General features: G+C 69.1%; 16 protein-coding genes. 4 read left to right on the plus strand and 12 right to left on the minus strand.

Translation table 11 applies throughout. The features are described 5' to 3' along the window. The first annotated feature begins 18 nt into the window (after window positions 1-18). Window positions 19-651, plus strand: a complete 633-nt coding sequence (locus EER30_RS10780; protein WP_205650160.1) for a putative glycolipid-binding domain-containing protein — start codon at window positions 19-21, stop codon at window positions 649-651. Between the two features lie 58 nt (window positions 652-709). On the opposite strand, the gene EER30_RS10785 is transcribed toward EER30_RS10780, so the two are convergent. Beyond that, complete coding sequence (locus tag EER30_RS10785; protein ID WP_127500176.1) at window positions 710-1162, minus strand: Lrp/AsnC family transcriptional regulator; 453 nt, start codon at window positions 1160-1162, stop codon at window positions 710-712. A 213-nt stretch (window positions 1163-1375) separates the two neighbouring features. On the opposite strand from EER30_RS10785, the gene EER30_RS10790 reads away from it, so the two are divergent. Continuing rightward, window positions 1376-1651, plus strand: coding sequence for a BldC family transcriptional regulator (locus EER30_RS10790; RefSeq protein ID WP_026206443.1), 276 nt, complete (start codon window positions 1376-1378; stop codon window positions 1649-1651). On the opposite strand, the gene EER30_RS10795 is transcribed toward EER30_RS10790, so the two are convergent. The 4 genes from EER30_RS10795 to EER30_RS10810 all read right to left on the minus strand — a co-directional run bounded on the left by EER30_RS10795 (window position 1624) and on the right by EER30_RS10810 (window position 4954). Beyond that, entirely contained in the window at window positions 1624-2262 is a 639-nt protein-coding gene (locus tag EER30_RS10795) for a UbiX family flavin prenyltransferase (protein WP_127500177.1), read from the minus strand. The genes EER30_RS10790 and EER30_RS10795 overlap by 28 nt on opposite strands. A gap of 48 nt (window positions 2263-2310) precedes the next feature. After that, a complete protein-coding gene (gene mqnP / locus EER30_RS10800; protein ID WP_127500178.1) occupies window positions 2311-3207 on the minus strand; it encodes a menaquinone biosynthesis prenyltransferase MqnP in 897 nt (298 codons plus the stop codon). After that, a complete protein-coding gene (locus EER30_RS10805; RefSeq protein WP_127500179.1) occupies window positions 3204-4664 on the minus strand; it encodes a menaquinone biosynthesis decarboxylase in 1461 nt (486 codons plus the stop codon). Before EER30_RS10805 ends, mqnP begins: the two co-directional genes overlap by 4 nt. 98 nt (window positions 4665-4762) lie before the next feature. Next, on the minus strand, window positions 4763-4954 hold the full coding sequence (locus EER30_RS10810; protein WP_127500180.1) for a hypothetical protein: 192 nt from the start codon (window positions 4952-4954) through the stop codon (window positions 4763-4765). A 22-nt stretch (window positions 4955-4976) separates the two neighbouring features. Here EER30_RS10810 and EER30_RS10815 point away from each other — a divergent pair, with 22 nt between their 5' ends. Beyond that, window positions 4977-5648, plus strand: coding sequence for a hypothetical protein (locus EER30_RS10815; protein ID WP_127500181.1), 672 nt, complete (start codon window positions 4977-4979; stop codon window positions 5646-5648). A gap of 4 nt (window positions 5649-5652) precedes the next feature. On the opposite strand, the gene ccsB is transcribed toward EER30_RS10815, so the two are convergent. From ccsB to hemL, 6 genes are read right to left on the minus strand one after another with little or no spacing between them, the layout of a single operon-like run. Continuing rightward, a complete protein-coding gene (gene ccsB / locus EER30_RS10820; protein ID WP_127500182.1) occupies window positions 5653-6633 on the minus strand; it encodes a c-type cytochrome biogenesis protein CcsB in 981 nt (326 codons plus the stop codon). Continuing rightward, window positions 6633-8267: a cytochrome c biogenesis protein ResB gene (resB, locus tag EER30_RS10825; RefSeq protein WP_127500183.1), complete on the minus strand. Its 1635-nt coding sequence runs from the start codon at window positions 8265-8267 to the stop codon at window positions 6633-6635. Before resB ends, ccsB begins: the two co-directional genes overlap by 1 nt. Further along, window positions 8264-9085: a cytochrome c biogenesis CcdA family protein gene (locus EER30_RS10830; protein ID WP_127500184.1), complete on the minus strand. Its 822-nt coding sequence runs from the start codon at window positions 9083-9085 to the stop codon at window positions 8264-8266. Before EER30_RS10830 ends, resB begins: the two co-directional genes overlap by 4 nt. After that, window positions 9085-9648: a TlpA disulfide reductase family protein gene (locus tag EER30_RS10835; protein ID WP_127500285.1), complete on the minus strand. Its 564-nt coding sequence runs from the start codon at window positions 9646-9648 to the stop codon at window positions 9085-9087. The genes EER30_RS10830 and EER30_RS10835 overlap by 1 nt, the downstream gene beginning before the upstream one ends. Further along, the gene (locus EER30_RS10840) at window positions 9645-10301 is read right to left on the minus strand and encodes a histidine phosphatase family protein (RefSeq protein ID WP_127500185.1); all 657 of its coding nucleotides are present in this window, start codon (window positions 10299-10301) and stop codon (window positions 9645-9647) included. The genes EER30_RS10835 and EER30_RS10840 overlap by 4 nt, the downstream gene beginning before the upstream one ends. Next, window positions 10298-11647 carry a glutamate-1-semialdehyde 2,1-aminomutase gene (gene hemL, locus EER30_RS10845; protein ID WP_127500186.1) on the minus strand — a complete coding sequence of 450 codons (1350 nt, stop codon included), beginning with the start codon at window positions 11645-11647 and terminating at the stop codon, window positions 10298-10300. The genes EER30_RS10840 and hemL overlap by 4 nt, the downstream gene beginning before the upstream one ends. Window positions 11648-11792: 145 nt before the next feature. Between hemL and EER30_RS10850 the strand changes: the two genes are divergently transcribed. Continuing rightward, on the plus strand, window positions 11793-12119 hold the full coding sequence (locus EER30_RS10850; protein WP_127500187.1) for an STAS domain-containing protein: 327 nt from the start codon (window positions 11793-11795) through the stop codon (window positions 12117-12119). A 150-nt stretch (window positions 12120-12269) separates the two neighbouring features. Here EER30_RS10850 and EER30_RS10855 read toward each other — a convergent pair whose 3' ends face one another. Continuing rightward, on the minus strand, window positions 12270-12818 hold the full coding sequence (locus EER30_RS10855) for a response regulator (protein ID WP_127500188.1): 549 nt from the start codon (window positions 12816-12818) through the stop codon (window positions 12270-12272).

Here is a 12818-nt window from a genome sequence, read left to right on the forward strand (position 1 = left end):
CCCGGGTAGGAAGAAGGCATGTCGCCGCTGCCCGCTTCGCTGTTCTGGCAACGTAAGGACACCGCCGGAACAGAACATGCCCTTTTTGACGCCGCGAACGGCCTGTATGCCCGCGGCACGGCTCTGGCCGTCGACCCGATCCCTTATACGTGCCGTTACGAACTGCGGACCGATCCCGGCTGGGTCACCGCGCACTTCGACGTCACCGCCGAGGGGGCCGGTTGGCGTCGCAGCGTCCGCCTCGAACTGGCCGCCGGAACGTGGCGGGCCACCACCGCCGAACAGGGCGACCTCGATGTGGTGCTGACCTCCGCCGGACACGCTGCCGCTGGTCTGCCCGGCTTCGAGGACTCCGATCGGTTCTTCGGCGCGTTCGACGTCGACCTGGGCGGCTCCCCGCTGACCAACACCCTCCCCGTACGCCGTCTCGGGCTGCAGAAGCCCGCGGCCGACGAGATCGGCGTCGCGCACCGCATCAGCGTGGTCTGGGTGCTGCTGCCGAGCCTCGAGGTGGTGCAGGCCGACCAGATCTACACCGCGCTGGGCGAGGGCCGGGTCCGGTTCGCGAGCGAGACGTTCAGCGCCGACCTCACCATCGACGAGGACGGCTTCGTCGTCGACTATCCGGGCTTGGCCAACCGGGTTGGGTAACGTAACCCCAACGAGCCGTTTGGGCGGCTCAGGCGGCTTCTGAGCGGCCGCGCGGCCCCTACTGCCCCGGGCCGGGCTGCGGCCGGTTCTCCCATTTCGTCGACAGGGCGATCGCCGTGCGGGTGGAGGCGACTCCGGCGGTGCGGTTGACGCGCACGATGAGCTGCTCGAGCTCGGCGATCGTGCCGACCCGCACGGTCAGCTGATAGGACTCCACGCCGGCCATGAAGTAGCAGCTCTCGACCTCGGGCATGGCCCGCAGGGCGGCGAGCACGTCGTCGGTGTCGGCGCCCGAGTCCTCGATGATGCCGATCAGCGCGGTGACGCCCAGACCCAGCGCGTCGTGGTCGACCTCGGCCCGGTAGCCGCGGATCGTTCCGGCCGCCTCGAGCTTGCCGACGCGCTCGTGCACGGCGGGCGCGGAGAGCCCGACCTTGCGGGCGAGTTCGGCGTACGACGAGCGGGCGTTCTCTCGTAGCAGCTCGATCAGCCGGAGGTCGATGGAGTCCATGCCGATGACCCTAAACGGGTGGCAGATCGTCACTCACGCCCGGTAGCGACGTAAACGGCGGCAGGATAACGATCACTGTCGCAATTAGGGCTTTTTCCGCATTCCAGGGACTCGGTTCCGGGGCAATGCTCTAATGGCTTTACGTCCCGATCGAGCACGCCGACACTCACCGTGATCACGGCCGCTCCAAAAGACCGACGCGAGGAGGGGGCTGTGGACACTGGAGATCGTCTGCTCACACCAGGCGAGGTGGCCGCGCTGTTCCGCGTCGACCCGAAAACGGTGACCCGCTGGGCCGCCGCCGGGCGCATCGGGAGCATCCGCACACCCGGAGGCCATCGTCGATTCCGCGAATCCGAGGTCCGCGCGTTGCTGGAAGGCGACGGCGTGGTCGAGGAGATGCGCGAGGACGACGCGGCCAATCGACCTCGCAACGCCGGGCCGAGCAACCCGGGAATGGGTTACGGCCCACCCAACGGACTGCGCTGAGCGTTCAGCTCACCTGTCCAACGGGTCAGAAGCGTGTGGGTCACGCCCAACGCGTCGAGGGCCTTGCCCGCGACGAAGTCGACGAGCTGCTGGGCCGTGGCCCGCGCGCCGGCCCCGTAGAACCCGGGGCTGGCGGGCAGAACCACGGCCCCGGCGTCGTGCAACGCGATCAGATGTTCCAGGTGACTGCGGGTAACCGGCGTCTCCCGGGGCACGATGACTGTGCGTCGACGCTCCTTGAGGTTCACCTCGGCCGCCCGCTGCAGCAGATCTTTGGACAGGCCGATCGCGATGCCCGCGCAGGCGGCCGTGCTGGCCGGCACCACGATCATGCCCTTGGCCGGATAGGACCCGCTGCTCGGACCGGCGGCCAGGTCACCGGCCGGCCAGTAGGACAGGTCGCCCAGGTCCCGCCCCAGCCACGCGGCTACGTCGTCCTTCCAGTGCGCGTCGCGCACGGTCGCACCGGTCTCGTCGAGGATCGTCAGCCGCGCGGCTCGCGAGATCACCAGATCGACGGCCTCCCCCGCGTCGAGCAGCGCGCTGAGCACGGCCCGCGCGTAGGGAGTCCCTGAGGCTCCGGAGACACCGACGACCCACGGTTCACGCATGTATCAAGTGTGCGCCGCGGTCGCGCGCCGGCCGGGCCGAAGGGACGATCACAGCAGGAGCAGGTCGAGCAGGGCGAAGAGGAACAGGGCGATGGCGATGAAGCCGTTGGCCGTGAAGAAGGCCCGGTTCACCTTCGACAGGTCGGTCGGGGTGACGACGATGTGCTGGTAGACGAGGCCGACCGCGGTCGCGGCGAGGCCTATCCACCAGAGCCAGCCGAGGCCGGCGAGCTGGCCGAACCACACGAAGAGCGCGAACGTCACCACGTGGGTCGCGGTCGAGATGTGCAGCGCCGTGGGCACGCCGAAGCGGGCCGGGGTGGAGTGCACGCCGATCTTGCGGTCGATCTCGACGTCCTGGCAGGCGTAGATGATGTCGAAGCCACCGATCCACAGGCCGACCGCGACGCCGAGCAGCCAGGCCGGGCCCGAGCCGGCGAACGTGCCGGTGATCGCCAGCCAGGCGCCGACCGGGGCGACCGCCTGGGCGAGCGCGAGCACGTAGTGCGGGAAGTTGGTGAACCGCTTGGCGTACGGATAGACGACCAGCGGGATCACGGCGAGCGGAGCCAGCACGAGGCAGAGCCAGTTGAGCAGGCCGGCCGCGACGAAGAGCACGACCAGCGAGACCACGGCGCCCGTCCACGCCGTTCGTGGCGAGACGGCGCCGGTGACGAGCTCGCGATTCTGCGTACGCGGGTTGAGGGCGTCGATCTTGCGGTCGAGGATGCGGTTGGCGGCCATCGCGAAGGTGCGGCCGGCAACCATCGCGATCGTCACGAGCAGCAGGTCGACCCAGTGCACGCCGGTGCCCTCGCGGTGCAGCGCGACGGCGGCGGACAGATAGGCGAACGGGAGCGCGAAGACCGAGTGCTCGATGACGACCAGACGCAGGAACGCCTTGACCTTGCCGGGTTTCTCGGGGACCGCCGCGACCGCCGTCATATGCCGTACTCCTTCCAGCGCTTGTCGACCAGGCTCTTCACCTCGGGCGACATCGCCATCTCCTCGGGCCAGCCTCGTGAGTAGCCCTCGGAAGGCAGCTTACGGGTGGCGTCGATGCCGGCCTTGCCACCCCAGAACTGCTGGTAGGACGAGTGGTCGAGGTGGTCGACGGGGCCCTGGGTGAGCAACAGGTCGCGGTCGTAGTCGACGTTGCCGAAGGCGCGGAAGGCGACCTCGTTGTAGTCGTGGACGTCGCAGTCCTCGTCGACGATCACGATCAGCTTGGTCAGCGACATCAGGTGGGCGCCCCAGATGGCGTTCATGATCTTCTGGGCGTGCTTGGGGTAGCGCTTGCGGATCGAGACGATCGCGCAGTTGTGGAAGACGCCGGCCGCGGGCAGGTCGTAGTCGACGACGTCGGGGATCAGCATGCGCAGCAGCGGCAGGAAGATGCGCTCGGTCGCCTTGCCGAGGCCGTGATCTTCCTGCGGCGGCTTGGACGTGACGATCGAGTGGTAGATCGGCTTCTTGCGCATCGTCATGGCTTCGATGTGCAGCACCGGGAACGGCTCGACCGGGGTGTAGAAACCGGTGTGGTCGCCGAACGGGCCCTCGGGCATGCGCTCGCCGGGCTCGAGGTAGCCCTCGAGGATGATCTGGGCCTCGGCCGGCACCTGCAGCGGAACGGTCAGGCAGTCGACCATCTCGACGCGCTCGCCACGCAGGAAGCCGGCGAAGAGGTATTCGTCGATGTCGGACGGGAGCGGCGCACTCGCGGCGTAGCTGACCACCGGGTCGCAGCCGATCGCGATGGCCACCGGCAGGCGCTGGCCGAGCCGCTCGGCGACCGCGTGGTGGGCCGTCGAATCTTTGTGGATCTGCCAGTGCATGCCGAGCGTGTTCTTCGAGTGCTGCTGGAGGCGGTAGAGGCCGAGGTTGCGCTTGCCGGTCTCGGGGTGCTTGGTGTGGGTGAGCCCGTAGTTGTGGAAGATGCCGCCGTCGTCGGGCCAGACCTGCAGGCCGGGCAGCAGGCCGAGGTCGACCTCGTCGCCCTTGAGCACGACCTCTTGGCAGGGGGCGGTCTTCACCTTGCGCGGCGGCAGCGACTTGAGCTGCAGCACCTTGCCGAGGCCCTCGCGGATGCCGGACCAGCCGACCGGGAGCTCGGGCTTGAGCATCGCGCCGATGCGGTCGCCGACCTCGTCGAGCGACTCGACGCCCAGGGCCATCGCCATGCGCTTCTCGGTGCCGAAGAGGTTGATCGCGATCGGCATCGTGCCGCGGGTGGGGCGCTCGAACAGCAGCGCCGGGCCGCCGGCCCGCACGGTGCGCGTCACCACCTCGCTGATCTCCAGCGTCGGGTCGACCGGCACGGTGATCCGACGGAGTTCCCCGGCCGCCTCCAGGGCGTCGAGGAAGCTCTGCAGATTTTCATAGGGAAATCCACGAGGCGCCATGACGACCAGTCTCGCGTACGGGTCCGACAGTTTCGCGCGCGGGCGATCACCGTCACTCGGATTGTCCGATTCGCGTTGAGTGGGCATTGGCCCGAGGCTCACGTGAGGTGGCAGGTGAAGATCCGGAACGCGGTGCTGTGGTGCGCGATGGCCGCCCTGACCACCACGCTGACAGGCGTGAACCCGGCCGCCGGGAGCAGGAGACTACCCCCCTGCCCGGCCGCGAAGGCGTCGACGCGGGCCCCCACCCAACCGGCCGGGCCGAACACCATGGGGGCCTGTCGTGCCACAGGTCACATCCTTGAATCGGGCGTGCGACTGGCCCGGCGCGGCGAGGCCGGCTTCACCCCGAGCGGCTACCACCACCTGGGCGCCAACACCGGCAACGAGTGGGCCGGCGTCTCGGGGCGCATGTCGGTCGTGGACGGTTCGGTTCGACCCCGGTCGTACGACTTCGTGGCCGGCCGCTTCATGGCCAAGCGCAACCTGGGCCGCGGCAGCATCGCGTGGCTCGAGGCGGGCTGGGCCGAGACGGGCTGGGCGCAACCGGGCCGCCAGCACATCTACACGTTCAACACCAACACCAAGACTTGGCAGTTCTACGACCAGTACCTGCTGCGGCCCGGCGACAAGATCTGGCTCGACCTGCGCTCGAACGACGGCGGCTGGTGGAGCGCCTGGCTGTGGTGGGGCGACCGGTGGAACCTGCTCACCGCTCAACGGCTGCCGCTGGGCCCCACGGCGACCGTCGAGCAGTACGTCGAGGTGCACGTCGACGCCGGACGGCCCGGCCTGCTCGATGTGCCGCCGGTGCTGGTGGACAACGTCCGGCTGCGGCCGGCCGACGGTGGCGCGTCCCGGCTCTGGCGCGACGACGTGCCTACGCTGACCGGGTCGGACCCGGCCCAGCGCGAGCACAACGGCGGGTTCTGCCTCGACTGGCTGACCCGTTACGACACGTGGACCGCCGGCGACTGCGGCTGAACGATCAGCCCGCGTTGGCGTACGAGTGCAGGCCCTCGAAGAACAGGTTCACGCCGAACAGGTTCATCAGCATCGTCACGAAGCCGATCAGCGCGATCCAGGTCGCGACCGTGCGCTTGACGCTCGGCGTGGCCCGCGCGTGCAGGTAACCGGCGTAGACGATCCATGAGATGAACGCCCACACCTCCTTGGGGTCCCAGCCCCAGTAGCGGCCCCAGGACGCCTCGGCCCAGATCGGACCGGCGATCAGCGCGCCGAAGGTGAACAGCGGGAACGCGAAGGCGTGCAGGCGGAACGTCAGCCGCTCGAGGGTGGCAGCGGCCGGCACGCGCTTGCCGAGCGTGTAGGGGAAACGGCGTTTGCCCTGGTCGTAGCCGTTGCGGATGAGGAACATCGCGGCCGGCACAGCGCCGATCAGGAAGATGCCCGTGCCGATGATGATCGTCGACACGTGGATGATGAACCAGTACGACTTCAGCGCCGGGACCAGCGGGCCGACCGGGGTGTAGGCGATCAGGCTGGCCGCGCCGAGCATGACGACCAGCGCCAGCGAGGCGAACAGGCCCAGGTGCCGCACGGCCGGACGGGCGAGCACGATGCCCAGCCACACCGCCGAGGCGATGAACGTGGTGGCCAGGATGTACTCGTACATGTTGCCCCACGGCATGCGGTCGGCCGCGATGCCGCGGGTGACCAGACCGCCGAGGTGCAGCAGCACCGCGATGACGTTGAAGCCGACCGCGATCTTGCCGACCAGTTCGCCCCGGTCGCGCCGGACGGGCGGCGGGGAGGACTCCTCGGTCACCACGATGTCGTCGGGCACCGGGGCGCCCGCGCCCACCAGCAGCTTGGCCTCGACCGGGCGCAGCGCGGCCCGACCGACGCGGCTGCGGCGACCGAACGCGTACTCCCCGGCGTAGCAGACCATCGCGACCAGATAGGTCAGGACGGCCGCCGCCATCAACTGATTCGACAACTCCGCCATCAGGACGTCCCTTCCTCGGCGGTTTTGACCAGCGCCTTGAACTCGTCGGAGAAACCGGGGTAGTCGGTGCGCGGCAGGCCACCGGCCTCGACCAACGTACCGCCGCCGGGCCGCGCGGAATCTGGCAGGTCGACATTCGGCCGGTCGGCATTCGGCCGGACCCGGAACCACACGCGGCGGCGGTGGCCGGCGAGCGAGAGCATCAGACCGATCAACCCGGCGATCGCGCCGACCAGCAGCAGGCCCTGCGTGGGGTCGTACCGGATGGAAAGCGTCGCGTAGGGGCGGGTGCCGAGGAACTCGAGCTTGGTGCCGTCGTCCAGGGTCCAGGTCTCGCCCATCTTGAGCGGGTGCGGGCGGGCGCCGCTGACGTTCTTGAGGTCGCCGCTGTGGATCTGGGCCTGCTTGAGGGAGTAGACCGAGCCCGGCGTGCCGACGTCGAGGCCCAGGTCGCCGCGGTAGGCGGTCAGGTAGAGCATCGGGTTGTTCTCGGCCGGGAAGGTCGAGGTCGCCCGGCCGTCCTTCGCCGCGGTCGGCAGGTAGACGCCCTCGAAGCCCATCTGCAGCGTCGAGTCCCGCTTGTTGGTCTTGGGGTCGATGTTCACGTCCGGGAACTGTGCGACGCCCTCGCTGGTCTGCATCCCGTCGACCGGCAGGAACGGCACGATCTTGGTCTGCGAGACGCCGAACCGGTCCGTGTATTTCAGGATCGGCGCGTAGGAGTGCCCGAGCAGGTAGACGTTGGCGCCGTCGAGCCGCAGCGGGTCGTTCACCGTGAACTTGCGCGTCTCGGCCGGGCCGTTGTCCTGCGTGACCTGCACCGTCGCCAGGAACGTCTTGGGCTGACCGGTGCTCTGGAACGTGGCCTCGAAGTCGCTGAGCTTGAGACAGAAGTTCGGCAGGTCGGAGGGCTGCACCCGGGGGCCGAGCGTGGAGTCGTCGTACTGCGTGAGGGTGTTGCAGAAGCCCTGGTCGCTGCCGCCGACGAGGATCCGGTTCGCGTGCCAGCCGTACCAGTGCCCGAAACCCACGCAGACCAGCACGGTCAGCAGGGCGAAGTGGAAGAAGAGGTTGCCGGTCTCCTTGAGGTAGCCCTTCTCGGCCGAGACCGTCCAGACGCCGTCCTCGCCCTCGCGCACCCGGGTGCGGAACCGGCTGCGACGCAGACCACCGGCGAGGCTCTTGGCGACCTCGGCCGGCTCGCCGGGGCGTACGAAATCGGCGTTCTGCGGCAGGCGCCGCAGGCGTTTCGGGGCGTCGGGCGGGGCCTGCCGCAGCGAGCGCACGTGATCGATCAGCCGGGGCACGACACAGCCGATCAGCGACGTGAAGAGCAGCAGATAGATCGAGGCGAACCAGGGCGAGGCATAGACCTCGAAGCCGCCGAGGCGCTCCAGCCACGGCGCCAGTTCGGGGTGCGCCTGGTAGTACTGCGTGACCCTCTCGGCGTTGACCCCGCGCTGCGGGAAGACCGAGCCGGGAATCGCCGCGATGGCCAGCAGGAAGAGCAGGACCAACGCCGTACGCATGCTGGTGAGCTGGCGCCAGGAGTTGCGCAGCAGAGCCCACACGCGGTTGGTCGGTCGTGGCGGCGGAGCAGCGGGGGGAGCGGGGCGTTGCTCGACGACGGTCACAGCAGAGTCCCTCCACCGAAGTCGAAGGTGACCTTCAGCCACACCAGGAAGTGGTTCCACCCGCCGGAGACCAGCATGATGCCGACGAGGATCAGCAGCACCCCACCGATGCGGGTGACCCAGCGGCTGTTGCGGCGCACCGCACGGAAGACGCCGAGCAGCTTGCGGAAGAACAGCCCGAAGACCACAAACGGAAGACCCAGGCCCAAGCTGTACGCCAGGGCGAGCACGACGGCTCGGTTGGTCTCCCCGCTCGTGGTGGCCAGCGCGAGCACCGCGGCGAGCGTCGGACCGGTGCACGGCAGCCAGGAGAAGGCGAAGACCGCGCCGAAGATGGGCGCGCCGATCAGGCCGGCCGCCGGGAGCTTCTTGATGCGGGCCTCGCGCTGCAGCCCCGGGATCATGCCCAGGTAGCCCAGGCCGAGCACGATGACCAGGATGCCCAGGCCGATGTTGAGCGCCTCCTGGTGGCGCAGCAGGAAGCCGAGGTTGGCGACCAGCGTGGCCAGCAGGGTGAAGACGACCGAGAAGCCGAGCACGAACAGGCTGGTGCCGGCCAGGACGCGTCCCCGGACGGCTCGGCCGGTCTTCGGCGGGGCCAGGGTCTGCACGCCGCCGCCTCCGCTGGTTTCCTCGGTGACGTTCGCCGTCGAGTCGTCCAGATCGGAGCCGGCCAGGCCGGTCACGTACGAGAGGTAGCCGGGCAACAGCGGCAGTACGCAGGGCGACAGGATGCTCACCAGGCCGGCCAGCGCGGCCACGGCGACGGCCAGCACGAGCGGGCCGCCACTCGCTATGTCGGCGAACGACTCGCCCATCAGCGCTCACTCTCCGCGGCGACCTTCTCGACCAGCGGCAGCAGTTGCGTCAGCGTGGTGGCCTGCCGCAGCGCGGCCGCGATGCGCCCCTGCCGGTCGATGATCAGGGTCGCCGGCGTGCTGACCTGCGTCACGTCGAACTGCAGGCCGACCTTGCCGTCAAAGTCAAAGATGCTCGGGTACGTCACCCGGCCGCGCTCGAATTCCCGGGCCGCGTCTTTGTCGTCGCGCGAGTTGACCCCGATGAACGCGACGCCCTTGTCCTTGGTGGCCTGGTAGGTCTTCTCCAGGTCGTCGGCCTCGGCCCGGCACGGCGCGCACCACGAGCCCCAGAAGTTGACCACCACGACCTTGCCGCTGTCTTGACTCAGGTCGTACTTCCCGCCGTCGAGCAGCTCGCCGCTGACCGCCTTGACCGTCGTGCGCTGGTCGGGCGCGCACTCGACCACGCCCTTGGTGGTGGTGCACTTCTCGGCCCAGTTCGCCTCCCCTCCGCATCCGGCGAGGACACCGGCCGTGACGGCGGCGGTGACCAGGATGGCGGCGAGGCGGCGCATGATCAGGCTCCCTTGGCGGTCTTGGCTGACGCGGAGAGGGCCACCAGGTGCGCGGCGGGTTCGGCGTAGTCGATGCCGACAACCCGGGAGTCCTCGAAGCGGAACGAGGTGATGCTGGCCAGGCCGCACTGACGACGGCGAGGGTCGTGCCACAGACGCTTCTTCTCTATATAGCGCCGCAGCGTCCAGATCGGGAGCTGGTGCGAGACACAAACAGCCTCGTGCCCCTCGGCGGCGACCCGCGCGGCCTGCACGGCGGCGAACATGCGCTGCGCGATGACCAGGTAGGCCTCGCCCCACGAGGGGGTGATCGGGTCGCGCAGCACCCACCAGTGTCGCGGGTTCGTGAGCGCCCCGTCGCCGACCGAGACCTTCTTGCCCTCGAAGTAGTTCGAACTCTCGATCAGCCGTACGTCCGAGTGGATGTCGAGATCGAACTCGGCGGCGATCGGGACGGCCGTCTCTTGCGCACGCTCGAGCGGGCTGGCCACCACATGGGTGATGTCGCGCTTGGCCAGCGACTTCGCGGCCGCCACGGCCATCTGCTGGCCGAGCTCCGACAGGTGGAAGTCGGGCAGCCGCCCGTACAGGACCTTGTTGGGGTTGAAGACCTCGCCGTGCCGCATGACGTGCACCGTGGTCCGCGTCGGTTCGCTCATTTATCTCCCCCCGCCGCCGCGGCCGCGTCTGCCGCGTAGGGCAGCGCCGTGGCGATCTGTTCCAGAGCTTCCTCGTCGATGGCGGTCGAGACGAACCACGACTCGAAGGCGCTCGGCGGCAGGTAGACACCGCGCGACAGCATCGCGTGGAAGAACGCCTTGAACGCCCCGACGTCCTGGGTCTTGGCCGACTCGTAGTCGACCACCTCGGACTCGGTGAAGAAGATCGAGAACATGTTGCCGGCGAAGGCCAGCCGGTGCGGGACGCCCGCGGTGGTCAGCGCGTCAGCCGCCAGCGCGCCGACCGTCGCCGACAGCTCGTCGAGCCGCTTGTAGACCGCCTCGTCGGCGAGCCGCAGCGAGGCCAGCCCGGCCGCGCAGGCCAGCGGATTGCCCGACAGCGTGCCCGCCTGATAGACCGGCCCGGCCGGGGCCAGGCGCGACATGATCTCGCGCCGCCCGCCGAACGCCGCCGCCGGCAGCCCGCCGCCCATCACCTTGCCGAAGGTGAACAGGTCGGCGTCGACCGGGTCGAGCCCGGCCCAGCCCCCCGCCGAGACGCGGAAGCCGGTCATCACCTCGTCGACGATCAGCAGGGCCCCCGCCGCGTGCGCGATCTCGGCCAGCCGCTGGTTGAAGCCGTCGCGCGGCGCCACCACGCCCATGTTTCCGGCCGCGGCCTCGGTGATGATCGCCGCGATCTCGTGACCGTCCTGGCGGAAGGCCTCCTCGACGGCGGCCACGTCGTTGTAGGGCAGCACGATCGTCTCGCTCGCCGCCGCACCGGTGACCCCCGGCGAGTCGGGCAGACCCAGCGTCGCCACCCCCGACCCCGCCGCGGCCAGCAGCGCGTCGACGTGGCCGTGATAGCACCCGGCGAACTTCACGATCTTGGATCGCCCGGTGAACCCGCGGGCCAGCCGAATCGCCGACATCGTCGCCTCGGTGCCCGAGTTGACCAGCCGGACCTCTTCCACCGTCGTACGCCGGACGATCTCTTCGGCCAGGTCGACCTCGCCCGCCGTGGGGGTGCCGAAGCTCGTTCCCCGGGTCGCGGCTGACTGAATCGCCGCCACGACCTCCGGGTGCGCGTGCCCGTGAATGAGCGGCCCCCACGAGCAGACGAGGTCGACGTAGCGCCGCCCGTCCGCGTCGGTCAGCCACGCTCCCGCGCCGTGGTCCATGAAGCGGGGCACGCCCCCCACCGCCCGGAACGCACGCACGGGTGAATTGACCCCGCCCGGCACGATGGCCTTGGCGCGGTCGAACAGTCTCTGGGAAACCGGGGCGTCCTCCGGGTAGGGGAGGCCCTCGGGGCGGTATGAGGTGGTCACAGCGGCTCCCATTGTGTCAGCGCGTTCGAGCAAGAATCTCAAGAGGGTTCCTCACATCATCCGAGGATCGCCAAACCCCCACTCGCCGATGCCGGGAACGCCCCGATCTGTTCGCGCCCAACAGGCCGAACAAGCACACAGGCGATAGGCTGGCCCGGTGGAGCGACCCGAGCTGTCGATCACGGCTGAGCACTCCCCTGACGAGGTCGTCTTCCACCTCGCCGGGGAGATTGACGTGCTCACGGTCAACCAACTATCGACGCTAGTAAATGAAGTCCTGGCCGAACCGCCGCCGCGCATAGTCCTCGACATGGCAGGCGTGACGTTCTGCGACTCCCAGGGCCTAGGCACCCTGGTAGTCCTAAGCCGAAAAGCCCAACATGCCCGTTCCGTCCTGGCCCTGAGCAACGTAGGCGACTTCCTGCTACGAGTGCTGGACATCACCGGCCTACGCTCAGCCCTGATGATCAGCAGCACCGCCTAGCCCGCGGAGGGGTCGCCGGTCAGGGACTTGAAGCGGCCCGGCACGTCGGCCAAGTCCGCGCAGGCGACCGGCTGAGCTGTGGAAATGCCGTCCGCACCGCAATCGGCACGCTCAATTCGTCCGGTCCCACCCGCCCCAGGGGTGACCCTCTCAGTTCCCCCAGCGCGCCTTCTCGAGCAGAGCAAGAGCCTCACCAGCCGCTTCGTCGCCACCGGAGCGCAAGACCCGGGCGGCTTCGTCCACAGTCTCGGTAAGCCGCTGCCACTGAGCATCACGCTCACGCGTAGCCTCGGCCTGAGCCTTGAGCTGCTGAGTCTTGTTCCAGAGATCGACAAAGATGGACACCTTGGCCCGCAGAACCCAAGGGTCGAACGGCTTCGTCAGGTAGTCCACGGCACCAACCGCGTAGCCCCTCAGTGCGAGTTGGGCATCCCGGTCGGCCGCCGTGAGGAACAGGATCGGCACATGCCGGGTCCGCTCCCGCCGCTTGATGTGAGTGGCAGTCTCGAACCCGTCCATGTTGGGCATCTGCGCATCGAGCAGAATCACCGCGAAGTCGTCGGTGAGCAGTTGCTTGAGCGCCGCCTCACCGCTCTCGACCGCCACCGCCGTAACCGGCAGTCCTTGGAGAATCGCCTCCAGGGCCAACAGATTGTCTTTACGGTCGTCAACCAGCAGGGCCTTCGCGCGCTCCGCCAC

Origin of the sequence: Actinoplanes solisilvae, assembly GCF_003999975.1 — a bacterium.
Taxonomy (GTDB): Bacteria; Actinomycetota; Actinomycetes; order Mycobacteriales; family Micromonosporaceae; genus Actinoplanes; species Actinoplanes solisilvae.